Source organism: Streptomyces abyssalis, from assembly GCF_001751365.1.
GTDB lineage: Bacteria > Actinomycetota > Actinomycetes > Streptomycetales > Streptomycetaceae > Streptomyces > Streptomyces abyssalis.
Window position 1 is genome coordinate 329,177 of record NZ_LJGT01000038.1, and the last position, 23,021, is coordinate 352,197.

General features: G+C 69.6%; 20 protein-coding genes. 9 read left to right on the plus strand and 11 right to left on the minus strand.

Annotated features, from left to right (window positions below):
- Window positions 1-232: 232 nt before the first annotated feature.
- The 6 genes from AN215_RS08705 to AN215_RS08730 are packed head-to-tail and all read right to left on the minus strand — an operon-like array spanning window position 233 to window position 5,572.
- Window positions 233-1,489, minus strand: a complete 1,257-nt coding sequence (locus AN215_RS08705; RefSeq protein ID WP_070013157.1) for a cytochrome P450 family protein — start codon at window positions 1,487-1,489, stop codon at window positions 233-235.
- Entirely contained in the window at window positions 1,486-2,760 is a 1,275-nt protein-coding gene (locus tag AN215_RS08710; protein ID WP_420856219.1) for a cytochrome P450 family protein, read from the minus strand. Before AN215_RS08710 ends, AN215_RS08705 begins: the two co-directional genes overlap by 4 nt.
- Entirely contained in the window at window positions 2,757-3,365 is a 609-nt protein-coding gene (locus AN215_RS08715; protein WP_070013156.1) for a GTP-binding protein, read from the minus strand. The genes AN215_RS08710 and AN215_RS08715 overlap by 4 nt, the downstream gene beginning before the upstream one ends.
- A complete protein-coding gene (locus tag AN215_RS08720; RefSeq protein WP_070013155.1) occupies window positions 3,337-3,705 on the minus strand; it encodes a DUF742 domain-containing protein in 369 nt (122 codons plus the stop codon). Before AN215_RS08720 ends, AN215_RS08715 begins: the two co-directional genes overlap by 29 nt.
- Window positions 3,702-4,106 carry a roadblock/LC7 domain-containing protein gene (locus AN215_RS08725; protein ID WP_070013154.1) on the minus strand — a complete coding sequence of 135 codons (405 nt, stop codon included), beginning with the start codon at window positions 4,104-4,106 and terminating at the stop codon, window positions 3,702-3,704. The genes AN215_RS08720 and AN215_RS08725 overlap by 4 nt, the downstream gene beginning before the upstream one ends.
- Window positions 4,103-5,572 carry an ATP-binding protein gene (locus AN215_RS08730; RefSeq protein WP_070013153.1) on the minus strand — a complete coding sequence of 490 codons (1,470 nt, stop codon included), beginning with the start codon at window positions 5,570-5,572 and terminating at the stop codon, window positions 4,103-4,105. Before AN215_RS08730 ends, AN215_RS08725 begins: the two co-directional genes overlap by 4 nt.
- Window positions 5,573-6,409: 837 nt before the next feature.
- Between AN215_RS08730 and AN215_RS08735 the strand changes: the two genes are divergently transcribed.
- The gene (locus AN215_RS08735) at window positions 6,410-7,222 is read left to right on the plus strand and encodes an SAM-dependent methyltransferase (protein ID WP_070013152.1); all 813 of its coding nucleotides are present in this window, start codon (window positions 6,410-6,412) and stop codon (window positions 7,220-7,222) included.
- Window positions 7,223-7,349: 127 nt separating this feature from the next.
- Here AN215_RS08735 and AN215_RS08740 read toward each other — a convergent pair whose 3' ends face one another.
- Window positions 7,350-7,796 carry a hypothetical protein gene (locus AN215_RS08740; RefSeq protein ID WP_139140704.1) on the minus strand — a complete coding sequence of 149 codons (447 nt, stop codon included), beginning with the start codon at window positions 7,794-7,796 and terminating at the stop codon, window positions 7,350-7,352.
- A 192-nt stretch (window positions 7,797-7,988) separates the two neighbouring features.
- On the opposite strand from AN215_RS08740, the gene AN215_RS08745 reads away from it, so the two are divergent.
- The gene (locus AN215_RS08745) at window positions 7,989-9,263 is read left to right on the plus strand and encodes a sensor histidine kinase (RefSeq protein WP_139140705.1); all 1,275 of its coding nucleotides are present in this window, start codon (window positions 7,989-7,991) and stop codon (window positions 9,261-9,263) included.
- Entirely contained in the window at window positions 9,260-9,946 is a 687-nt protein-coding gene (locus tag AN215_RS08750; RefSeq protein WP_070013149.1) for a response regulator transcription factor, read from the plus strand. The genes AN215_RS08745 and AN215_RS08750 overlap by 4 nt, the downstream gene beginning before the upstream one ends.
- A 95-nt stretch (window positions 9,947-10,041) precedes the next feature.
- Here the strand turns inward: AN215_RS08750 and AN215_RS08755 are convergent, their stop codons facing one another.
- Window positions 10,042-11,325, minus strand: a complete 1,284-nt coding sequence (locus tag AN215_RS08755) for a CapA family protein (protein ID WP_070013148.1) — start codon at window positions 11,323-11,325, stop codon at window positions 10,042-10,044.
- A 228-nt stretch (window positions 11,326-11,553) separates the two neighbouring features.
- On the opposite strand from AN215_RS08755, the gene AN215_RS08760 reads away from it, so the two are divergent.
- A complete protein-coding gene (locus AN215_RS08760; protein ID WP_070013147.1) occupies window positions 11,554-12,003 on the plus strand; it encodes an SRPBCC family protein in 450 nt (149 codons plus the stop codon).
- A gap of 93 nt (window positions 12,004-12,096) precedes the next feature.
- Here the strand turns inward: AN215_RS08760 and AN215_RS08765 are convergent, their stop codons facing one another.
- Complete coding sequence (locus AN215_RS08765) at window positions 12,097-12,918, minus strand: SAM-dependent methyltransferase (protein ID WP_070013146.1); 822 nt, start codon at window positions 12,916-12,918, stop codon at window positions 12,097-12,099.
- 348 nt (window positions 12,919-13,266) lie between these two features.
- Between AN215_RS08765 and AN215_RS08770 the strand changes: the two genes are divergently transcribed.
- Both AN215_RS08770 and AN215_RS08775 read left to right on the plus strand, forming a co-directional pair.
- Entirely contained in the window at window positions 13,267-15,096 is a 1,830-nt protein-coding gene (locus AN215_RS08770) for a bifunctional metallophosphatase/5'-nucleotidase (RefSeq protein ID WP_070013145.1), read from the plus strand.
- A 444-nt stretch (window positions 15,097-15,540) separates the two neighbouring features.
- Window positions 15,541-15,774: a hypothetical protein gene (locus AN215_RS08775; protein ID WP_070013144.1), complete on the plus strand. Its 234-nt coding sequence runs from the start codon at window positions 15,541-15,543 to the stop codon at window positions 15,772-15,774.
- 130 nt (window positions 15,775-15,904) lie between these two features.
- Here the strand turns inward: AN215_RS08775 and AN215_RS08780 are convergent, their stop codons facing one another.
- Together AN215_RS08780 and AN215_RS08785 are read right to left on the minus strand one after the other, a co-directional pair.
- Window positions 15,905-16,381 carry a phospholipase gene (locus AN215_RS08780; RefSeq protein WP_070013143.1) on the minus strand — a complete coding sequence of 159 codons (477 nt, stop codon included), beginning with the start codon at window positions 16,379-16,381 and terminating at the stop codon, window positions 15,905-15,907.
- A gap of 108 nt (window positions 16,382-16,489) precedes the next feature.
- On the minus strand, window positions 16,490-17,770 hold the full coding sequence (locus tag AN215_RS08785) for an MFS transporter (protein WP_079122827.1): 1,281 nt from the start codon (window positions 17,768-17,770) through the stop codon (window positions 16,490-16,492).
- A gap of 1,120 nt (window positions 17,771-18,890) precedes the next feature.
- Here AN215_RS08785 and AN215_RS08790 point away from each other — a divergent pair.
- The 3 genes from AN215_RS08790 to AN215_RS08800 all read left to right on the plus strand — a co-directional run bounded on the left by AN215_RS08790 (window position 18,891) and on the right by AN215_RS08800 (window position 22,686).
- Window positions 18,891-19,094: a hypothetical protein gene (locus tag AN215_RS08790; protein ID WP_070013141.1), complete on the plus strand. Its 204-nt coding sequence runs from the start codon at window positions 18,891-18,893 to the stop codon at window positions 19,092-19,094.
- Window positions 19,095-19,390: 296 nt separating this feature from the next.
- Window positions 19,391-20,194 carry an HlyD family efflux transporter periplasmic adaptor subunit gene (locus AN215_RS08795; RefSeq protein ID WP_070031131.1) on the plus strand — a complete coding sequence of 268 codons (804 nt, stop codon included), beginning with the start codon at window positions 19,391-19,393 and terminating at the stop codon, window positions 20,192-20,194.
- 374 nt (window positions 20,195-20,568) lie between these two features.
- The gene (locus AN215_RS08800; RefSeq protein ID WP_245694450.1) at window positions 20,569-22,686 is read left to right on the plus strand and encodes an NHLP family bacteriocin export ABC transporter peptidase/permease/ATPase subunit; all 2,118 of its coding nucleotides are present in this window, start codon (window positions 20,569-20,571) and stop codon (window positions 22,684-22,686) included.
- The last annotated feature ends 335 nt before the right edge of the window (window positions 22,687-23,021 follow it).

Genomic DNA, 23,021 nt, shown 5'->3' on the forward strand with positions numbered 1-23,021 from the left:
TCGTCGCGCCTTCCGTGAAGAACCTGGGGTGGTGCTTCTGGCAGCTGCTACGTGCGGACGTGCGTTCTTCGGTACGTACGCGGGACAGGCGCTCGGCGGCGCTGTTCCCCCTCCACGTACGACCGGGCCGGCGAACCGGCCCCGTTCCGGGACGCCCCGGGCCGGTGGCCCGGGACAGGGAGACGGCGGACGGCGCGGGGTCAGCCGCTCCGTCCGCCGCTCCCCGCCCGGTTCACCCGGCGGGCCTCCCCAGCCGCACGGGCAGCGTGGTGACGCTGTTGGAGAACATCGAGGGCACCGGATCGAGGGTGCCCGGGACGGCCCCGAGGATCATGTCCGGGTAGCGCGCGAAGAGTTCACGCAGCGCGATGGTGGCCTCCAGCCGTGCGAGCGGTGCCCCGAGACAGGCGTGGGCGCCGTGCCCGAAGGAGAGGTGCCGTGCCTGTTCACGGGCGATGTCGAAGCTGTCCGCGTCCGGACCGTGCTGCTGCGGGTCCCTGCCGACCGCGCTGTACGGCGCCATGATCGGTTCGCCCGCGGGGATGGTCACGCCGGCGACGTCGATGTCCTCCGTCGCGTAGCGGAAGGGGAAGTTGCCGATGGGCGCCTCCCACCGCAGCGTCTCCTCGACGACCTCGGGCCACATGTCCTTCTCGCCCCGGGTGAGGGCCAGTTGGTCGGGGTGCGTGAGCAGGGCCCGTACGGCGTTGACGATGAGGCTGAGCGTCGTCTCGTGGCCCGCCGAGAGCATCACGAGGAGGGTGCCGACGAGTTCCTCCTCCGTCAGCGCGTCCGGCTCCGCCTCACGCGCGGAGATGAGCGCGCTGGTCAGGTCGTCCCCGCGTTCCCTGCCGCGGAGTTCGACGACGCGGGCGAGAAGCTGGTAGACGGCGATCTGGTTGGCGCCGACCACCTCGGGCGAGAGGTCGGAGCGGAAGATCTTGTCCACCGCCTCGCGCAGCTCCGGCCGTTCGTGGTCGGGGATGCCGAAGAGGTCGCTGATGACCTGCATCGGCACGGGGTACGCGAAGTGCTTGCGCAGGTCGACGGTGCCGTCTGCGTCGGCGTGCGAGGGCAGCGCGTCCAGCAGGTTCTCGACGATCTCGGTCGTGCCGGGACGCAGGTCCTCCACGCGGCGTGCCGTGAAGGTCTGGCTCACGAGCTTGCGCAGCCGGCGGTGCTCGGCGCCGTCCGCCGTGACCATGTTGGTGACCTTGACCATGCCGATCAGCGGCCAGTCGTCGGGGATCTCGCCACGCTGCATGGCGCCCCAGTTGTGCCAGTCCTTGGAGATGCGCGGGTCCATCACCAGCTTGCCCAGCAGGTCGTGGCGCGTGACGCTCCACGCCTCCACGTCGCCCGGCAGCTTGACGCGCACGACCGGTCCCAGCCCGCGCAGTCTCGCGGCCTCTCCCATGTGGTCGCGGCCGTGCGGGTCGAGTTCGAGGGTCGGTACGCCGGACGTCGGCGATGCCTGGTCTGCCGTCATGCGGTCTCTCCAATGTGGCGGGGGGCTGCGGGCGGCGCGGTGATCTCGTGAGGAACGGCGAATTCGACGGGCAATTGGGTCGGGCAGCGGGTCCAGGGCGAGGGGTTCCAGCTGATCTCGCCGGGCGTGACGGTGAGCCGCAGGCCCGGCAGCAGGTGCAGCGCGGTGTCCACGGCGGTACGGGTGATCACGCGCGAGGTGTCCTGCGCCGGGCACATGTGCGGACCCGCCGAATAGGCCATGTGCGCACGGTTGTTGGGCGGACGCCGTCCGCCCGGCGCGAGCGCCGGGTCCGAATTGGCCGCCGACAGCCCGAGGATGAGCACGTCGCCGTGGCGGATGGACTGGCCGCCGAGCTCGATGTCGCGCAGCGCGTACCGTGCGGGCATGTGCGTCATCGGCGGTTCGCGCCACAGCACCTCGTCGAGCGCGTCGTCGACGCCGAGCTGGCCGCTGCGCAGACGGTCGTCGAACGAGGTGTCCGTGATCATCCGGTAGAGGGTGTGGGCGATCCAGCACGTGGTGGTCTCGTTCCCCGCGGAGATCATCACCACCATGGACTGGAGCACTTCGGGATCGTCCTGGAGGTTCGGGTGGTTCATCAGGGCGGTCGTCAGATCCTCCGTGGGGTTCTGCTGCCGCTCCCGCAGCGTGTCGAAGAGGATCTGCTCGAAGCTGCGGTTTCCGACCTGGGAGTCGGTCTGGCTGCTGAACAGCGCGATCAGAGCGGCCCGCAGCTCGTGGCCCTGACGGGTGTCCAGCCCGAAGAGGCTCGCGACGGCCAGCATCGGCACGTACGCCGCGTAGTCCGCGACAAGGTCCGCCTTGCCCAACTGGGCGAAACTGCCGATGAGTTCACTGCAGATCCGCTGCACCTGACGGCGCAGCGCGCGGTGGTTGATGCGTCCGACTCCGTCGTCCAGCGGCTGGCGCAGACGCCGGTGCTCCTGCTGGTCGGCGCCGATGACGTTGGGCCGGTAGGCCATCATCGGCAGCAGCCCCGAGTCGGGCGAGACGATTCCGTCGTTGAGGTCGCGCCAGTTGCGGGCGTCCCGCGAGAAGAGCGCCTCGCGTTCGGTGATGATGCGCAGCTGGTCCACACCCATCACCAGCCACCCGGGCACTCCGGGTTCCAGTTCGACGGGTGCCACCGGGCCGTGCTGCAGACGGAGTTGGTGGTAGATGCTGTGCGGGTCCCGGGACTGGGTTATCTCCGTCAGCGAGACGAGCTTCTCCGAGCCGTACGGGCGCGTCGGTGCCGGTGTGGTCACGCAACCTTCTCCTGGGCCTTGATGCGGGCGGCGTACTCGACGAGGGTGATCAGCGCCTGCGTCGACGAATGGTGGCTACGGGCGTCGATGTGTACGAGCGGGGTCTCCGGAAGCAGATCGAGGGCCTCACGCAGGTCCGCTTCCTCGTAGCGGACGGAGTCCGGGAACTGGTTGATGGCAACGGCGAACGGAAGGCTGCGCACGTCGAGTTGGTCGAGGATCTCGAAGCTGTCCTCGATCCTGCGCGTGTCGATGACGACCAGCAGACCGATCGAGCCGATGACCAGCCCCTCCCACAGGTCCCAGAATCTCCGCTGCCCCGGTGTGCCGAAGAGGTACAGGACCATCCTGGAGTTGAGCGTGATACGCCCGAAGTCCATCGCGACGGTCGTGGCGGTCTTCCCCGAGAGGCCGGAGAGGTCGTCCACGCCCGTGCTGGCCTGGGTGATGGTCTCCTCGGTGCGCAGCGGGTCTATCTCGCTGACGCTCCCCACGAGCGTCGTCTTGCCGACCCCGAACGAGCCGACGACGAGGATCTTCAGCGCCTGGTCGACGGTGGGGGCCAGATAGCGCCCGTCAGGCGCTGAGTTGTCTGCGGAGTCCATCCAGTACCTCTTGGAGTATGTGCACGTCGGGAAGCTGCGCCTTGGGGACCTGAGAACGTGTGACGAGGTAGCCGGCGTCGATCAGGTCGCAGGCGAGGATCGTGACGACGCTGACCGAGAGGCCCAGGTGCGCGGCGGACTCCGCAACGGAGAGTCTGTGCCGGCACATCCGCCACAGCATCCGTTCCTGCCTGCTCGCGGTCACCGGGAGATCGGTGCCCTCGGGGTCGACGGTCTCCAGCAGTGTCTCCACGGCCAGCCGTTGACGGGGACGGGCACGGCCGCCGGTCAGCACGTAGGGGCGTACAGGTCCCCTTCTCGGTCCTCTCGGTCCGGTCACGTTACGGAGTGCCTCCTCGGAGGACTGCCCTGGTGGTCGCCGAACCGCTGCACCTGCAGCACCATCTGTGAGGCGATCACTCCCGGATCGACCTTGTTGCTGGTGATCACCGCGAGTCTCGAACCGTCGCCGGCGCCGCGCAGGAAGAGAAAACCGCCTTTCCACTCGACCATGTGCTGCTTCAGTCCCCCTTCGCCGAAGCGCCCCGCCAGGCTGATGCCCAGCGACTGCAGCCCGGCCGCCGCCGCGGCCAGGGTGTCGGCCTCGTCGATGCCCAGTTCGCTGGTGCGGGCCCGGACGAGGCCGTCGGCGCTGAGGACCACCGCGTGCTGGACACCGGGGACGTCAGCTACGTCACTGAGCATCCAGGACTGGTCGTGCGTAGCTGCTTCGTGACTCATCGGGCGTCGTCCCCCTGGGGCGAATCGGTTTCGTCATCGGGCGAAGAGGTCCGGCCCCCCAGCACGAAGGAGCTCATGAACGAAGCGGCGGCCTCCGGGTCGTCCTCGCTGCCGATGCTGTTCTGCTGTGCTTCCGCGGGAGCCTCCGGGCGCTGGTGACGCGGGGAGCGCCGTCGCGGCAGTCCCACCGCGGGGGGCTCGGCGTCCGACGGGGACTCGCCGGTCCCGGAGGGTTCGGGGGCGAGTGCGGGAGCCGGCTCGGGCTCGGGAGCCGGCGCGGGCGCGAAGGACTCGCGCTGCGCCCGGTTGCGGACGGGGAGGGGGCTCTCCTGCCGCCGCTCGGCACGCTCGGCACGCTCGGCACGCTCGGCACGCTCGGCCGGCTCTTCGTCCACCGCCGGGCCTGCGGTGCCTTCCGGTACGGGCATCGTGTACACCGGGTCGATCGCTTCGAGCAGGTCCATGGGCACGAGTACGACGGCACGGATGCCCCCGTACGGTGAACGTCCCAGGCTCACACGGAGCTTCAGGCGCCGCGCGATGTTGCCGACCACCGCCAGGCCGACCTGCGGCGTCTGCAGATCGCGGATGCTGACGTCGCGCTGCCCCGCGACCAGTTCCAGGGCCTTCTGGAGGCGCGCCTCCGTCATGCCGGTGCCCCGGTCGTCGATCTGGATGACCGCTCCCGACGGCACGGCCTCGAGCTGCGCGGTGACCTCCTTGCTGCTCGGGCTGTAGGTGGTCGCGTTCCCGAGGAGTTCGGCGACGAGGTGGATGAGCCACTCGGCTGCGAAGTCCTTGACGCCCAGGTCGGGTTCGCCGCCGATCACCACACGCTGGTAGTCGGTGATCTGGCCGCCCGCGGCACGGACGATGTCCGTGAGCGGGACCGTCTCCTGCCACTGCTGGCCGGTCCACGAGCCGCCGAGGATGCGGAGGCTCTGCGCGTGGTGGGCGAACGTGGTCGCCAAGTGGTCGATCTCGATGCCGAGTTCGGGCAGTCCCGGCTCGGGCCGGTCCATCAGGCCGCCGGCCTTCTCCTGGATCTGCAGGCCGCCCGTCTGCAGGCGCTGTGCCAGGAAGACGATCGCGTGCTCGCAGGCGTCCTGGACGTCCACGAGCTCCTCGTCGACCTCGTCGAGTGCGCCGCTGAGCAGCTTCGCCGTCTGCGGGCTCAGGCTGGGGAGTGAGACCTCCGGCTTCCGCCGCTCGGTCAGCACGGTGCGCAGATCGCGGCACCATGTGTCCACCGACTCGTGGAAAGCCTCGAACTGCGACTGCGACCAGGTCTGCCACTGTTCCGTCAAGTGCGCCCTCTCCGACGCGACTTGGGCGTCGGCGGCGCGTCGTGCATGCTCGGCCTGCTCAGCGGAGCGGTCGGCATGGTCGATGTCCGCGCGGTGCATCCGCCACAGGTGCGGCAGACATGCCAGCAGCGCAACGGCCGCGACCGATCCGCTCGCCATTACGGCGGGAGACCGCGTCCACCAGCTGACCATCTGCGCGATGACCGCGACAGCCGCCAGTAAAAGGGCGGCGGGCCACACCGTCTGACGTCTGAACCCTGTCCGGCCAGTTAAAGATTGGGTACTCAATAGGTTGACCGCAGCTTTCACATATCGATGAGAAGTGGAGCCGGTTGACGCGGCGTCAGTGTAGATGCCGTCACCCTGCGTGGGAAGCGCGGGCTGAGGGAAGTTGAGAACGCGGGGCGAGTGCCGGCGCCCGGACCGTTGGCTCAAATTTCTTACGTATTTGACCTGCCGCTTTACCGGATGTACGTGCCAAGCGATTCGTTCCTGCAGCAATCGGCGGAGTGGGCGTGATCCGGGCGGTACGGGGGTCGTCTTCCAGCCGCGTCTTCGGCACTCGCATTCTGTCGCCGCTGGTGAGCGGAACCTGGCGGATGCTGCCCGGCATTGCCCGCGAACGTTCCGGGCACGGCAAATCGCGGCGGCTTCACCCGCAGAAATCGCAGACCAAAAGGAACAATTCTGCACACCTGGGTGACAGTGTTGCCCACCTTGGCAACAGCGGCCACCGAGAGAAATCAGAGGAAACTCAGAAACGACGGGAAACCAGAAGAACCCCGGGAACAACGCCGGTTCGGGTCGGATCGGTCGTAACGGGGTTAATCGGAACCGTCCTCACCGCTCCGCGTGCGGGCCGGACCGCCGCGGCCGGGCCGGGGACGCGGGCGGGCCCGCGCTCGTCACGCCCGCAAACTCCCTCATCGGCAGGGCAGTTGGCCTCTACGATCGTGACGGCGCAGAGCCCGGCCCACTCCCGAGAAGAGGTACTCCATGTCGGACGAGCCCACCCGCGACCCGGAAGTCCAAGCCAAGATCGACGTCACCGTGCCGCACTCGGCCCGCATCTGGAACTACTGGCTCGGCGGCAAGGACAACTACGAGGTCGACCAGCGCGCCGGTGACGAGTTCCGCCAGATCTACCCGGACATCGAGGACGGCGCCCGCGCGGCCCGCTACTTCCTCGCCCGCGCGGTGCGCCATCTGGCGGGCGAAGCTGGAGTGACCCAGTTCCTCGACATCGGCACCGGCCTGCCCAACGTCGACAACACCCATCAGATCGCCCAGTCGGTCAACCCGCGGGCACGCATCGTCTACGTCGACAACGACCCCCTGGTACTAGCACACGCACGTGCCCTGCTCACCAGCACCCCCGAGGGCGTCACCCAGTACGTGGACGCGGACCTGCACGACCCCGACACGATCGTGCGGGAGGCCGCGGACACCCTCGACTTCTCACAGCCCGTCGCCCTCATGCTGATGGGAATCCTGGGCCACATCGAGGACTACGACGAGGCACGCTCGATCGTGCGCCGCCTCGTGGACGCCCTGCCCTCCGGCAGCTACCTCGTCCAGTACGACAGCACCGACACCAGCGAGGCGTACGTGGAGGCACTGCGCCTCTACAACGAAGGCGGCTCGGTCCCCTACATCCTGCGCAGCCCGGAACAGATCACCCGCTTCTTCGACGGCATGGAGATGCTGGAACCAGGAGTGGTGTCCTGCCCGCGCTGGCGCCCGGAGACGGAGCCCGTCGGGGGACCCGAGGAAGTCGACCAGTACGGCGGCGTGGCGAGGAAGCCGTAGCGCGGCGGCCGGCGCGGGGGCTCCCGTCAGGGCCTCCCGCGCCGGCGCCGGCTCGCGCGGCACCGTGCAGCACGACAGCACCCTGCAACACCGCAGCACCGAGGTGCCCGTTGCCGCAAACGCTTCCTCAGGGCGTCCTGCCCGGGGACCGGGCAGGCCCGTGCCAGAAGGCGGCGAGGAGGCGGTCGCGGTCCTGGGCGATCAGGAAGAGGCAGAGGAGCGTGTAGACGAGCGAGAAGTATTTGACCATCGGATAGCCGTAGGCGAAGTCCATCACCGTGATGTTCAGCGAGACCGCGAAGAGCCCCAGCGCACCGAGCGTTGCCGTTCTGCGCGAGAGCAGCAGCAGGGCGGGGAGAAGTTCGTAGAGGCCCGTGAACCGGCCGTAGAACTCGGAGTAGCCGTAGAAGGCCCACACCACGCTCGTGCCGTCCGCCGTGTGGTTGGAGATCTCCCAGTCCCCGTAGTCGTACTGTCCGCCGAGCAGTTTCACGGTGCCGTATCCGGCGAAGACGACGAAGAGCAAGAGCCTGACGCCGGTGATCAGACGGGGTGGAAGCTTCCTGGATCGCAAGGTCTCGGCGTCCTTCCGGATTCGCGCGGTCCATGTCTCTCCGAGGCCGCGCAGAGGCGTTGTCGCCGTCAGTCTCGGCGCGGGCCGCGCCGACCGCCCCGTGCATCCGGCCTCTCCCGCGGCCTGAAGTAGGAGGGCGGCCCCTCCCCCGGGAGGACGCCGGACGCCCCGGGCCGGGGCTACGTTCGCCCTGTGCGGCCGATCGGTGAGTCCCTGCGCTCATTGCGCACCCATGTCCCGGGGTACGGATGGGTGCGGCTGCTGCCCATGACCGGAGCCGTCGGTTTCGTCGGCCTGCTCCATGTGCCGCAGATCCAGCCGTCGGCCGCGGACTGGCTGCTGGCGGTGGCTTCGGCGGCACTGGTGCCGGCCGGGGGCCGCCGTCCTGTGACGGTGCTCCTGTTCCAGTGCGCCCTGGTCGTCGCCTCTGTGGCGGCCACCGCGAAGATCGGGGGCGGGGTCGCGCAGATCCTGGCGTGCGTGGCCCTGGGGGAGGTCGCACTGCGGTGCCCGCGGCGGAGGATGTGGTGGAGCGCCGTCGCACTGGGCGCCGCGAGCGCGGTGAACTTCATCCCCCACTACCCGCTCGCCGCCAACGCCCTTGTCCTGCTGGTGGATACGGGGCTTCCGCTGCTGCTCGGCTCGTTCCTGCGCTCCCAGCGCGAACTGGCCTCCCAGGCCGAACGGCGGGCGGAGGAGGCCGAGCAGCGCAGGGCGTGGGAGACGAAGGTGGCCAGGGCCGACGAACGGGCCGCCGTGGCAGGTGAGTTGCACGACGTCGTGGCGCACCACGTGGCATCCGTCGTGCTGCGCGTGGGCGTCGTACGGCATGTGGTGCCGTCTTTCGATCCCCGGGTCGACGAGGCTCTGGAAGACGTGCACGCCATCGGCGGCCAGGCCCTTGCGGACCTGCGCCGGCTCGTGTCCGTGCTGAGGGATCCCGAGAGCGCGGGAGAGCCCGTACTGCTGACGGCGTCCGCGCTCTCGGCGGAGCTGGAGACCGTCGTCGAACGCAGCCGGCAGGCAGGGGCGAGCGTGGAGACCGCCGTGGACGCGGAGACGGTCGAGCGGCTGGACACCGCCTGCCGGCATGCCGCGCTGCGCCTGGTGCAGGAGGGCCTGACGAACGTACTCAAGCACGCGCGACCGGGTGTGCACATACGGCTCGTTCTCCAGGGCGACGGACGGGGACGGGCGCGGGTCGAGGTGAGGGACGACGGTGGGCGGGGCACCGACGCGTCGCGCCTGACTCCCGCGCCGGAACCCGGCCACGGACTCCTCGTGATGCGCGAACGTCTCGAACTGCTCGGCGGCGAGCTGTGCGTCGGTCCGGACGGGCCCGGCTGGACGCTGCGCGCGGTGCTGCCGGAGGCACCTGCGCCGGCGGCTGCCGGTGCCCGGAACGCTCAGGGTTCTCAGAGTCCTCAAGGCGCCCGGAGCGCCCAGGGTTCCCGGAGTGCGCCGTGATACGCACCCTCGTCGTCGACGACCAGCAGCTCGTACGGGCCGGACTGCGCATGCTCTGCACGGCCGCGGACGGGGTGGAGGTCGTGGGCGAGGCGGAGGACGGACGTCAAGCCGTCGCGCTCGTCGAGAAGCTGGCGCCGCAGGTGGTGCTGATGGACCTGCGTATGCCCGGCGTCGACGGGATCACCGCCACGCGCCGGATTCTGGGAGCACGTCCGTCGGTCCGCGTCCTCGTGCTCACCACCTTCGACGACGACGAGCACCTGTATCCCGCGCTGGAGGCGGGAGCGTGCGGGTTCCTCGCCAAGGACACCGCACCCGAGGAGCTGCTCGACGGGATACGGCTGGCGGCCGACGGCGGGAGCCCCTTCAGCCCGCACGTCCTGCGCCGTCTCGTCCGGCGGGCCGTCGCGGCCGAACACCCCCCGGCCGGGCGGGCCGAGGCGGTGGCGCTCACCGGCCGCGAACGCGAGGTCCTCGAATGCGTCGTGGCCGGCCGCTCCAACGCCGAGATCGCCGAGCGGCTCTTCATCGGCGTCACCACGGTGAAGTCACACATCGCCAGCCTGATGACGAAGACCGGCAGCCGCAATCGCGTCCAACTCGCCGTCGCCGCATGCGGTTTCGGCCTGGACGGACGCGGGCCGCCCCGGCCGTCCGGTGAGCCGGAAAGCGGCCGGTAGCCCGGACCTGGCCGGCGACCGGCCGGCCCGGGCTCGCCCGCGGTGCGGAGGATCTGAGTGTCTCCGCACCTCAGTGCGTCAGTGCGTCCGTGGGGTCAGTGGCCCATGCGGAGGCCGTCCTTCGCCGCGCCCCTGCTGAGGACCGCCTCACGGATGGTGCGGTAGGCGTCGGCACGCCCGGCACCCGCGTCGCGGGCGTTCTCCTGGCTGAGGTCGACGACGCTGATCCGCGGCGTCGTCTGGACGAAGAAGGGGATGAACTCGGCCTTCTTCACCTTCCATTCGCCCTGGCGTCCCCGGCTGCCCGCGGACTTCGCGGACTTCGCGTCACGCTTCGCCGCCGACTCCTCCGGCTCCGCCGGCTTCTCCGGCGCCTTCTTCGCGTCCGCCCCGGCCTTCGGCGGTACGAACGTGAAGCGGGCCGCCGAGCTCATCGCTCCGCGCTTGTCGCTCATCTTCCCGACGAGCTGGTCGCCCATCCCGTACACGACCCACGTGCCGTTGACCTTCTCGTAGGGCTGCGGAACGTGTGCGTGGGTGCCGATGATGAGGTCGATGTCCTTGCGGCCGCTGCCGTCCCGGGAGCTCGTGAGCTGCTTCGCCAGTCTCTTCTGGTCGCTGTCCGGGGCCTGCTGCCACTCTGTTCCCCAGTGCATGCTCGTCACCACGATGTCGGCGCCGGCGCGGCGCGCGGCGCGGGCGTCGGCGATGATCCGCTTCGGGTCGATGAGGTTGACGGCCCACGACTTGTTCTTCGGTACGGGTATGTCGTTCGTGCCGTAGGTGTAGGCGAGTTGGGCGACCTTCGCTCCGCCCGCCTTCATCATCGTCGTACGGCTTCCGGCGCGAGCCGAGTCGGCGGACCCCGCGTGCTTCAGTCCTGCCTCGTCCATGGCGGTGATGGTGCGGCGCACGCCGTCCACTCCGTCGTCCATGGTGTGGTTCGAGGCGGAGGAGCAGCTCTCGTAACCGGTGTCCTTGATGGACCGGGCGACGTCCGGGGGCGTCTTGAAGGCGGGGTAACCGGTGAAGGGCCCGCCTGAGCGGCCGTAGACCGTCTCCATGTGGCATATCGCCAGGTCGGCGCCCGAAGCGACGGACTTGGCGCCGGCGAGCATCTTGCGGAAGTCGTAGCCGGAGCCGCCGGAGTCCTGGCGGGCCTGACGTATGACGGAGTCGTGGGAGAGGATGTCGCCGGTGGCGACGAGGGTGAACGGCCGGTGCGAGGCCGCGGCGGACGCCTCACTCTTCGCAGCGGCATCGTCGCGGCGGTCGTCCCCCTCAAGACGCGGGTTCCGCTGGGTGCCGCATCCGGCGACGATTCCCAGCAGCACTGTCGTGGCGGTGACGAGGGCGGCCTGACGTATGTACGTGCTCATGGTGGGCTCTCGCTTTCTCGGAGAAAGTCGACAAACCCACATATATGGTGCCGCGGCGGCCCCCGCGCGATCTCGCCGCCATACGGCTCAACGCCTGCGCCCACCTGTGTGCGCCAGAGCGACTGGATCATGAACGGCAGCCGCTCGGGCTGCCGCCCGGTCCCGAGATGAGATGAGCGCCCGGCCCGGGCCCAAGGGCCCGGACCACCCTGCTTCTAGACTGAGCTTGTGCAGCATTTCGAGGTCGTGACGGCCGTCGCCGCACCTCCGGACCAGGTGTTCGCGAAATGCCTGGACGTGGAGGCCCACACCAGCTCGATGGCCGACTCGTCGGAGCGAGCGGTTGGCGGCAAGACCCGTGGCGAGCTGTCGCTCGGTGACACGGTGACCTTCCAGGCCCGCCACCTCGGCCTCACCTGGCGACTCACCGCACGCATCACTTCCTATGACCGGCCCCGATGCTTCGTGGACGAGCAGGACTCGGGGCCCTTCAAGCGATGGCGTCACGCCCACCACTTCGAGCCGGACGGCGCCGACGGCACCGTCATGAGAGACGTCATCGACTTCGCTTCACCACTGGGGCCTGTCGGACGCATCGTCGACAGGCTCCTCCTGAGCCGCTATATGCCTCGCCTCATCAGAATCCGCAACGCCTATCTGGCCGGCGCATTCGACTGAGCTGCCGGGGCAGCCCTCCCCGCTCCGCTGCAAACGGCCGCACCGCCGGCGGGTCGGAACGGACGCGACGCGCCTTTGCCCGGCAAGCGCCGGCTACGCCTTCTTCCCCACACCCCCGAACATCGCCACGTCCTCCACGTCGAGCGGCGCCCCCGGGAGCCAGCGCGAGCAGGAGACGACGCCCGGAGCCATCAGCTCCAGCCCGTCGAAGTAGCGCTCGACCTGCGCCGGGGTGCGCTGCGTGAGCTTGGGCGTGCCGTTGGCGTTCCAGAAGGCGACGGCGTCGTCCACGTCCGGCATCGCCGGTGAGGTGATGGTGTGCGAGAGGACGAGGTGGCTGCCGGAGGGCAGGGCGTCCATGAGCCGCCGCACGATGCCGTACGACTCCTCGTCGTCCTCGATGAAGATGACCACGCCGAGCAGGATCAGGGCCACGGGACGGCTGAAGTCGAGTGTCGCGGCTGCCTGTTCGAGGATCGTGTCGACGTCGCGCAGGTCGCAGTCCAGGTAGGACGTCCTGCCCTCGGGGGTGCTGGTGAGCAGAGCCTGCGCGTGTACGAGCACGATCGGGTCGTTGTCGACGTACACGACCCGGCTGTCGGGCGCGATCCGCTGGGCGACCTCATGCGTGTTGTCGGCGGTCGGCAGGCCCGTGCCGATGTCCAGGAACTGCCTGATCCCGAGCTCGCCCACCAGATGTGTGACGGCGTGGCCGAGGAAACGCCGGTCGGCGCGTGCGTATTCACCGATGCCCGGGTGGAGCCTGCGAATCTGGTCGCCGGTCTCCCGGTCCACCTCGTAGTGGTCCTTGCCGCCCAGCCAGTAGTTCCACACCCGGGCGGTGTGCGTGATGCTGGTGTCGATCCTGTCCCGTACGTCCTCGGACGTACGGTGCCCCGGCCCCTCACTGCTCAACTGTGCCCCTCTCGGAAGGACGCCACGAGTGCCACGAGTCGTGCCCTGAAGGGCAGTTGGCTCGTGCCGTCCGCGCGGATGGAGCCGAGGTTAGCGCCTCGGCCCGGCCTCGGCGTCCCTCGCGACGACATCGCGACGACATCAGTGCGGACGGGACGGAGGAACGGACAGAAGGGACGTACGGACCCGGCGGACGGGTCCGTACCGGGCGGCCACCGGCAAGCGCAGGCACCTCTGCCACCGGCAGATCCCCTTCCCGCAACCCTGTCGTTACCGCAACACTCCTGACGGACTACGCGCGTTGACCGTAGGCTGCCAGCGCTCGCGCAGTCCACGAAGGGGAACTCGATGACCGTGAAACCACAAGGGCGCAGACGCATCGGCCGGTTGACCACCGGCGTGGCCGCGCTGGCCGCCGCCGTCGGCGTGCTCGCCGCCGCGCTGCCCGCCGGCGCGGAGAGCGGCGACGGCGCCCGCAGCGGGAAGGCCCAAGGGCAGCACGCCCAAGGACGCACGGTCGACGTGCAGTTGCTCTCGTTCAACGACTTCCACGGCAACATCGAGCCGCCCCCCGGTTCTTCAGGCGAGGTCTCCCGGCTGAAGCCGGACGGCTCCACGGAGAAGGTGGCAGCGGGCGGCGCCGAATATCTGGCGAGCTCACTGCGCAAGGCACGCAAGGACAACCCCTACAGCGTCACCGCCGCGGCCGGCGACCTGGTCGGCGCGAGCCCGCTGATCTCGGGACTCTTCCACGACGAGCCCTCCATCGAGGCGTTCAACAAGATGGACCTGGATGTCGCGGGCGTCGGCAACCACGAGTTCGACGAGGGCCGCAAGGAGCTCCAGCGCCTCCAGGAGGGCGGCTGTCACCCCAAGGACGGCTGCTCCGAGGAGGGCAAGGTCTTCAAGGGCTCCGACTTCCCCTACCTCGCCGCGAACGTGACGGACGAGAAGACCGAGAAGCCGATCCTCAAGCCCTACACGGTGTGGAAGAAGAAGGGCGTGAAGATCGGCTTCATCGGCGTCACGCTCGAAGGCACGCCGGACATCGTCAGCGAAGAGGGCATCAAGGGCCTGAAGTTCCACGACGAGATCGAGACCGTCAACAAGTACGCGAAGAAGCTGAACAAGATGGGCGTGAAGTCCATCGTCGCGCTCATCCACGAGGGCGGACTTCCGGAGAAGCCCGAGTACAACTACGACTGCGACAGCCCCGGTCCGGGCGACGGCGTCTCCGGCCCGATCACCGACATCGCCAAGGGCATCACCCCCAAGGTGGACGCGCTGGTCACCGGCCACACCCACGAGGCGTACGCGTGCACCATCCCGGACCCGGCGGGCGACCCGCGCACGGTCACCTCGGCGTCCTCGTTCGGCAAGCTCTACACGGACACCACGCTCACCTACGACCGCCGTAGCGGCGACATCGTGCGTACGGGCGTGAAGAGCGCCAACCACGTGGTGAGCCGGGAGCAGGCCAAGGCCAAGGACATGACCGCGCTCATCAAGCGCTGGGGCAAGCTCGCGGACCCGATCGCGGACAAGCCGATCGGCTACATCTCCGACGACGTCCCGGGCCGCGGCGCGGAGTCGCCCGAGTCCCCGCTCGGTGACCTGATCGGTGACGCGCAGCTGGAGTTCATGGCACCGGAGGACAAGGGCGGCGCGCAGCTCGCGCTGATGAACCCGGGCGGCATCCGCTCCGACCTCGTGCACAAGCAGTCGGACGGCGAGGGCGACGGCGTCGTGACGTACGGCGAAGGCTTCACGGTGCAGCCGTTCACCAACATGATGACGGCGATCGACCTGACCGGTGAGCAGCTGATCACCGCACTGCAGCAGCAGGTCAGTGGCGCCAACGAGAAGTCGCCGAAGATCCTCCAGGTCTCGGAGGGCTTCAGCTACACGCTCGACATGACCAAGTCCGGCAAGGACCGGATCGTCACGGACTCCGTGAAGCTGGACGGCAAGGCACTCGAGGCGGACAAGACCTACCGCGTCGCGATGAACGAGTTCCTCGCGGGCGGCAACGACGGCTTCCCGGTCTTCAAGGACGGCAAGGACAAGCTCGTCGGCAAGTCCGATCTGGAGGCCCTGGAGGCGTACTTCGGCGAGCACTCCTCGGAGTCGGACCCGCTGGAGCCGCCGAAGGCGGACCGCATCAAGGTCGTCGAGTAACGGCCCGGCGGGAAGCGCAAGGGACTACTGCGCCCTGTCCGGTGGGGTCTCCCCGCCGGACAGGGCGTTTCCTGTGCCCGCGGACCCGCGGTGGCGGGGACGGCCAGGGGCCGGGGCCCGGACTCGGGCTCGGGGCCGGGGCCGGGGCCGGGAGGGAGCGGACACCCGCTGCGCCCGGCCCCAGCGGACACCCACTGCCCGGCCCCACCGGCCCCGCCCACCGGCCCCGGCACGCACGCCGCGGGTCCGTCCCGGCGCAGCCGAGGGCTCCGGGACCGCCGGCTCACCCTCGCGGCCCCGTCGCACCCCCCTTACGCCGGGGTTTGAGCGCGCCGGGGCGTGCTACCCGCGCCCCTTATGCACCACTCGTCCGTGCCGACCGGTGCCGGACGATGCGTCCGCTCTTCCACCGTCCACCATCCACACCACCCGAGGAGCCATGAGATGGCCGTATGTGAGGTCTGCGGGAACGACTACGAATACACCTTCGAAGTGCGGGCGGCAGGCGCGGTGCACATCTTCGACAGCTTCGAATGTGCCGCGCAGAGGATGGCGCCGATCTGCGAGAACTGCGGGTGCCGCATCCTGGGGCACGGCCTGCAGGCCGAAGGGCGCTTCTTCTGCTGCGCGAGCTGCGCACGCATGCAGGGGCGCATGGAGCTGGCCGACAGCGTCTGACCCGGCCGGCCGTGGGCCGGATCAGCGACCGTGGCCCATGAAATGAGTGCGCGGGGCGCCGCCGCCACCAGGCGGCGCCCCGCGCACTGTTGCGCCGTGGCTCGCAGTCGTGGCTCGCAGTCCGGCGGCGTCAGCCGACCGGGCTGCCCTTCTTGACGCCCACGATCACCACGGCCTGGTAGTAGGTCCATGCGAGTGCGTCGCAGGACTCCTTCTTCGCGCCGTCGTATCCGGCGCATACGCGCTTGAGGTCCTCGTAGAAGGCGTCGTCCACCCGGTCCTTGTTGGCCTCGAAGGTGCCCTGCGCCTTGTAGTTGCGGTAGCCGAAGTCGTGCCGGATGCAGCCGTTCTCGAAGGGGAATCCGAACGGGTTGTCAGGGGACGAGGAGCAGACGTCGGTCGACCAGTCGAAGTTGTAGTCGGCCCATGCGCCCTGGTCGGCACGGGCGGCCAGGAAGGCGCTCTGGCTTCCGGCGTCGGTCTGGGTCCAGCTCGCGAGGACCTGGGGCTTGTCGGCCGGGTCCGCGGCAGCGGTTGTCGCGGTGCCGATGAGGGCGAGGAGACTTGCGGACGAAACGATGGCGCCCGCGGCGAGTCTTCGACGCATTTCGTACCTCCGTGGGGGGAGAGGCGGTCCAGACATCGGGGACTGACAAAGCATGAGCATGACAGAACAACCGCTTGCCAAATAGCTCCGTGCGCAGAAGTTTTCCGTTCAACGCAACTCGCCGGTAGCGCGTGTGTGACCTGTGCTACAGGCGGGGCGCGAGCGTACTGCCGGTGCGAGCACCGCGATGGCAAGCGCGGCGAGCGGCAGCAGCCCGAGCGCGGCAGGCAGCCCGGCGAGCGTCGCCAGCCCTCCGACGAGCGGTGAGACGAGCAGCCAGCCGAGGTTGCCCGCGAAGCCGATCTGGCCCATCGCCGGCGCCGGACGGGGAAGCGCACCGGCGGCCGTGAAGGCACCGGGAAAGACCGCGCTGATCCCCGCCCCCGCGACCACGAACCCGGCCAGTGCCACCGCGGGCGCCCCGATGAGCAGTGCCGCCGTGAGCACGGTGGCGCAGCACAGGGTGCCCGTACGGATCAGGCGTACCCACCCGAGGCGGTTCACCAGCCGGTCGTTGAAGAGGCGGGTGACGACGCTGCCGGCACTGAAGGCCGCGTAACCGGCGGCGGCCGTCGCCGCGTCGGCGCCCAGGTGACGCAGATACACACCGCTCCAGGACGCGGGGGCGTCCTCCACGAGTGCGGCGAGAAAGGTCATCACCGCGAGGAGGAGCACGGTGGTGGATGTGCGCCGCGCGCCCGCGGGCTTCGCCTGCCCCGGCCGTGGCTCCTCCCCCGGCACTTCCTCGGTAGTACGCACGCCCGAGCCCGCCCCCGTCCCCTCGTCGTCCGCGCGGCTCCCGCCGTCCCCCGCGTCCGGGAGGAGCCCGCACGCGGCGACGGCGGAGACCGCGGCGAGCAAGGCGGCCATGACGACGAACTGCGCGGTGAGAGTGAGACCGACGGCGAAGCCGGCGACGCCGGCCAGGCCTCCGGCGACGGCACCGATGCTGCGGATGGCGTGCATGGAGTTGAGCACCGTACGCCCGTACTGCCGCTGCACGACGACCGCTTGGGCGTTCATGGCCACCGATGTGCATCCGTCGGCGGCGCCGAGCAGCACCAGCACCGCCATGAGCGTCCACGCCGAACCGCCCGCCGGTACGAGGGCCAGCGGCACGCACAGCGAGACCGGTGCCGAAGCGCTGACCGCGCGGCTGCCCAGCCGGTGCACCGTCAGTCCGCCGGCCTGGCTGCCGGCGAGCGCCCCCAGGCCGGGCCCGGCCATCACCAGGCCCAACATGCCCGCGGAGAGCTGGAGTTCCTCCTGCACGGCAGGGACACGGGCGGCCCAGGAGGCGAACACCGCTCCGTGCACGAAGAACACGGCGGATACGGCGACGCGCGCTCGTCTCAGATACGGCGGCGGAGGAGAGCTGGTCTGACGCACGGGGCGGGCTCCGGTGGGACGACGGTGCCGGCTGGCCCCTCAGTACATCAGGACGCCCGGGCCGCGCGCGGCAATGACCGAGGCCCCGGGGAGCCCGGGGCCTCGGTCGCCAACGTGGGGGAGCCCACTACCTGCCTGCAGACGTTCCAACGAAGATGTTCTGCATTCGTCACGGTTCTGCACGGTTCTCCGATTTTCTGGACTTTGTCCGCCCGAGGAGATAAAGCCGCACCGGCAGGACCGGCCCGTCTGCGGTCTCGCGCACGTACGCGGGACCCGGCTCCGGGGCGCCGCCCACGCCCCGGCCGAGGACCCGCGCCTGACCCATATGCCCCCGATCCGCCGGCACCACCGTGTTCACACACCGGGCCCCCCACGCCCGGCCGCCGCAGCCGAAAAGCACCATTTCCGCCGTGGACCTGTGGACTTGGCTGACTTGCCCTCATGTCGCAGCGGTACACGGACACTTGTGGATTCGTCGCGCGGACCGCACGCCGCCCGCGGAGGAGATTCACCTCCACACACCTTGCGCACGTCTCAGCATTTGAACACGTCATTTCGCCCTTACCACTCCTAAGGCGCCTGTATTACGGGAGGACTTCACAGTGGATTTTCCCCGTCACCATGAGTCACGCCTTGAGTGGACCGGCTCAACAGAGCCCCCAGCCCCAGGTCAGACCGTGCAGGCGAGAACAAGTGCAGCCCCCCGAAACTGAATTCAGCGAACCTGCACAACTGGTTCGTACGGGCGGCACATGACCCCACACGCGTCCACCGGGGCCGAATGCACCCGGTGAGGTTGGTGCGGGAATGTCCAATTGCGGTGCGGTCAGGGCCCGATGGGAGCCGCTGACACCGGAGTAACAAGTGAAGAGATCGCCACGAATTCGTGGACACGACTACACGTGAACGAAGTTCAGCGGCCGTATCGGTGCCGGACCGGCACACGGATGAGTGGCCTGGCAGCGCGTACGCATGCTTTGATCGGGCCCTGACGCGGAAGTTGAACGAATGGTTCCCGTTGTCGGGCATCAGACGACCGCTCGTACGGCCGGACGGCTTTCCCCGAGCCGGCCGCTGCTATTGAGAACACCAGAGCAAGCGAAGGGAAGCTCAACTCATGGACTTCATTGAGACCCGCGAGATTTCCGACAACGACCTGGACAACGTTTCGGGCGGCGTCGTCGGCTCCGTCGTCGGCACCGCGGTGAGCACCGCCGACTCCGTGGCCCCGGTTTCCGAGACCACCGCCGCTGTGAACGGCGTTGCCTCCGGCCTGACCGGTGTCGACACCTCCCAGGTCACGGGCCTCGCCGGTCTCTGAGGCGTTGCCCGTCACCGGGCGGACGGGTCAGCAGTGCACAGCCCGTCCCGCTCGGTGCATCCGAATCCCAGTGGGGTGATCGTGAGCCCCGGAACCCCCTTGTTCCGGGGCTTACGGATGCGTCCGGGGGAAGTTGTGAAAGCCTTGCGACTTCTGTCCCCGAATTCGCGCCGCCGGCCGCCCCGGCTGCCGGTCGTGCGCTCGCCCGCCCCGCCGACGAAGCCGATGCCTTGAGGCGTCGTCCCGAAGGAAGCGTCATGCCTGAAAGCGACGAACGCAGTTGAGGGAATAGCCCCGTGCAGTTCCGCCAGAAGGCGTTTTCCAAGCTGCAGTCCCCAGAGGAACTCGACCTGCCGGTGCGTTACGCGCGCCCGCAGGGCTGGCTCGTGCTGCTCGTGACCGTCCTCGTCATGGCGGGCGGTGGCTACTGGGCCGTCACGGGCAAGGTCTCGGGGAAACTCGACGCGCCCGGCATCCTCACCCACGCCAAGGGCAGTTACGTGCTGCAGAGCCCGGTCTCGGGCCAGGTCGTCGAGGTGCTGGCCGAGGAAGGCCGCATGCTTCCCGCCCGTACACCGGTGCTGAAGGTGCGAACGGACCGCGGATACGAGGCAGTTCGCACGGTGGCGGCAGGCCGCGTGACATCGCTGACGGCGAAGATCGGCTCCGTGATCACCACCGGCAAGGACGTGGCGACCGTCGAGCGCGTGGAGAAGCCCGGCGAGCCGCTGGTCGCCATGCTGTACGTGCCGGGCAGCAGCGGATCCACGGTCTCCCCCGGTGCGGCGGTGGACCTCACGGTGCAGTCGGCCCCGACGGACGAGTACGGCGTGCTGCGCGGCCGCGTGAAGGCCGTCGGCAGAGCGCAGACCCGTCAGCAGATCTCCGGCTTCCTCGGCAACAGCCAGCTCGCCGCCCAGTTCACCAAGGACGGACAGCCGGTCGCGGTCCTGGTGGAGCTGGAGAAGTCGGCGGCGACGAAGTCCGGTTACAGATGGTCCTCCGAGAAGGGCCCGCCGTACCGGCTCCAGTCCATGACGGTCACCGACGGCGCGATACACCAGCCCTCGGAGCGCCCCGTCGATTGGCTGCTCCCGTGAGCCCGCGGCAGAAGCAGAAGAAGCAGAAGAAGCAGAAGAAGACCGCGGACAGGACGGACCACACCGCCGGCGCCGCCAAGGCAGGCAGGAGCGGAAGGGCCGCCAAGGCCGCCGGGACCCCGCGCTCCGGTCCCCCGCGCCACCCGGCCCCGGGCGCCGGGCCACAGGACACCGAGGCCCCGGACACGGAGACCACAGGCGAGAACCGGCTGCCGCCCCCGGGCAGGCGCAAGCACCGCCCCGACGGCGGCAGGAGCGGCAGGTCCGGCGCACGGAGCAGCGGCAAGCACCGTACGGGCGCCGCCCGGCGCAGCGCGCCTCAGCAGATACCGAAGGCGCGCTACAAGACCGTCCGCACGCCGACCGTGCTGCAGATGGAGGCCGTGGAGTGCGGCGCCGCCGCCCTGTCCATGGTCCTCGGCTACTTCGGCCGGCACATGCCTCTCGAACAGCTCCGTATCGCGTGCGGTGTCTCCCGCGACGGCTCGCGCGCCAGCAACCTCCTGAAGGCGGCCCGCAGTTACGGTCTGACGGCCAAGGGCATGCAGATGGAGCCGGCGGCCCTCGCGGAGGTGCCGGGGCCGGCCGTCCTCTTCTGGGAGTTCAACCACTACGTCGTCTACGAGGGGATGGGACGCCGCCTCGGCAAGCGCGGCGTGCACATCAACGACCCCGACAAGGGCCGCCGTTTCGTCCCGCTGGAGGAATTCGACACCAGCTTCACGGGCGTCGTCCTCACCTTCGAACCCGGTGAGGACTTCCGCCGCGGCGGCAAGCGCCCCGGCGCCATGAGCGCCATGCCGGCGAGGCTGCGCCGCACCACCGGGACGATGCTGGCCGCGCTGCTCGCCAGCCTCCTGCTCGTGGGTGTGGGTGCCGCGGTGCCGGCGCTGAGCCGCACGTACATCGACATGTTCCTGATCGGGGACCAGACGTCGCTGCTGGGCGTGCTGTTCGCCTCGATGGGCGCCATGGTGCTGCTGACCGCCGTGCTGACCGCGCTCCAGCAGGCGAATCTGCTGCGCGGGCGCATCATCTCCTCGACGCTGAGCAGCGCACGCTTCTTCCGTCATCTGCTGCGGCTGCCCGTCACCTTCTTCGCCCAGCGCAGCCCTGCCGATCTGGTGCAGCGCCTCCAGTCCAACGACACGGTCGCCGAGACGCTCTCCCGCGATCTGGCCGCCGCGGGCGTGGACGCCGTCGTCGTGATCCTCTACGCGGTGCTGCTGTGGACGTACGATCCGCAGCTGACCGTCATCGGTGTGCTGATCGCGCTGCTCAACCTGGTCGCCATGCGTGTGGTGCTCCGGCTGCGGGCCACCGGTACGCAGAAGCTGCGCGCGGACACCGCCCGGCTCACCAACACCTCATACACCGGCCTGCAGTTGATCGAGACGATGAAGGCCACCGGCGGTGAGAACGGCTACTTCCGCCGCTGGTCGGGGCAGCACGCCACCACCCTCGACGAGCAGCAGAAGCTCGGCGTGCCCACGGCATGGCTGGCCGTCGTGGCGCCCACGCTCGCGACCCTCAACAGCGCGATGATCCTGTGGATCGGCGGCATGCGCGCCGTGGAGGGGCACATCTCGATCGGTCTGCTGGTGGCCTTCCAGGCGCTCGTGACGCGCTTCACCGCTCCCATCACGAGGCTCAACGGCGTCGCCGGACGCATCCAGGACTTCGCCGCCGACGTGACGCGGCTGAAGGACGTCGAGAACTTCCCGGTGGACTCGCTCTACTCACGCCGCGAGCCCGTCGCCGACACCCGCCGCCTCAAGGGCCATGTGTCGCTGGAGAACATCACCTTCGGCTACAGCCCGCTCGACAAGCCGCTGCTGACAGAGTTCTCGCTGTCGGTCGGCCCGGGCCGGCAGGTCGCGCTCGTCGGGGGCTCCGGCAGCGGCAAGTCCACCGTCTCCAGGCTGATTTCGGGGCTCTACAGCCCGTGGGAGGGCGTGATCCGCATCGACGGGCAGCGGCTGGAGGACATCTCCCGCAGCGCGCTCGCCGCATCGGTCTCCTTCGTCGACCAGGACGTCTTCCTCTTCGAGGGAACCGTGCGCGACAACGTGGCGCTGTGGGACCCCTCGATACCGGACGAGGCCGTCACGACCGCGCTGCGGGACGCGGCCGTCCTCGACGACTTCGCGCGGCGCCCCGGCGGCATCCACAGCCGAGTCGAGCAGGACGGCCGCAACCTCTCCGGCGGACAGCGGCAGCGTCTGGAGATCGCCCGGGCGCTGGTGCGCCGGCCGAGCATCCTCGTACTGGACGAGGTGACCAGCGCGCTGGACGCCCAGACCGAACAGCTCATCATCGACAACCTGCGGCGGCGCGGCTGTGCGTGCGTGGTCATCGCGCACCGCCTGAGCACGGTCCGTGACAGCGACGAGATCGTCATGCTGGACCACGGCAGCGTCGTCGAACGCGGGCGCCACGAGGAGCTGGTGGCCCGCGGCGGCCCGTACGCCGAACTGGTCAAGGAGCACTGACGTGGCATCCGGCGACGGCTCCGCAGGAGACCCCCGCGAGAGGGGGCAGGACACCGGTTCGTGGCAGACCGGCGGCGACCAGTGGGACACAGGTTCGTACGGCACCGGGGGGCCACGGAACGGCTCGTACGACACGGGCTCGTACCCCTCGGTGTCCCAAGACTCCGGCTCGTACCCCGCCGTTCCCCACGACACGGGCGAACACGCGGCCGTCCCGCAGGACACCGGCTCGTACCCCGCGGCCGTCCCGCACGACACCGGCTCGCACCGCCCCGTCACCCATGACACCGGCCGGCACGCCGCCGTCGGTGCCGCTGCTCCGCCGCACGATCCGG

Coding starts and splice junctions, on each gene's coding strand:
- AN215_RS08755 (WP_070013148.1), bottom strand. CDS start 11,325: ATGAGCACGTACATACGTCAGGCCGCCCTCGTCACCGCCACGACAGTG.
- AN215_RS08715 (WP_070013156.1), bottom strand. CDS start 3,365: ATGGACTCCGCAGACAACTCAGCGCCTGACGGGCGCTATCTGGCCCCC.
- AN215_RS08725 (WP_070013154.1), bottom strand. CDS start 4,106: ATGAGTCACGAAGCAGCTACGCACGACCAGTCCTGGATGCTCAGTGAC.
- AN215_RS08705 (WP_070013157.1), bottom strand. CDS start 1,489: ATGACGGCAGACCAGGCATCGCCGACGTCCGGCGTACCGACCCTCGAA.
- AN215_RS08780 (WP_070013143.1), bottom strand. CDS start 16,381: ATGCGTCGAAGACTCGCCGCGGGCGCCATCGTTTCGTCCGCAAGTCTC.
- AN215_RS08770 (WP_070013145.1), top strand. CDS start 13,267: ATGACCGTGAAACCACAAGGGCGCAGACGCATCGGCCGGTTGACCACC.
- AN215_RS08790 (WP_070013141.1), top strand. CDS start 18,891: ATGGACTTCATTGAGACCCGCGAGATTTCCGACAACGACCTGGACAAC.
- AN215_RS08800 (WP_245694450.1), top strand. CDS start 20,569: ATGGAGGCCGTGGAGTGCGGCGCCGCCGCCCTGTCCATGGTCCTCGGC.
- AN215_RS08730 (WP_070013153.1), bottom strand. CDS start 5,572: ATGGCGAGCGGATCGGTCGCGGCCGTTGCGCTGCTGGCATGTCTGCCG.
- AN215_RS08775 (WP_070013144.1), top strand. CDS start 15,541: ATGGCCGTATGTGAGGTCTGCGGGAACGACTACGAATACACCTTCGAA.
- AN215_RS08735 (WP_070013152.1), top strand. CDS start 6,410: ATGTCGGACGAGCCCACCCGCGACCCGGAAGTCCAAGCCAAGATCGAC.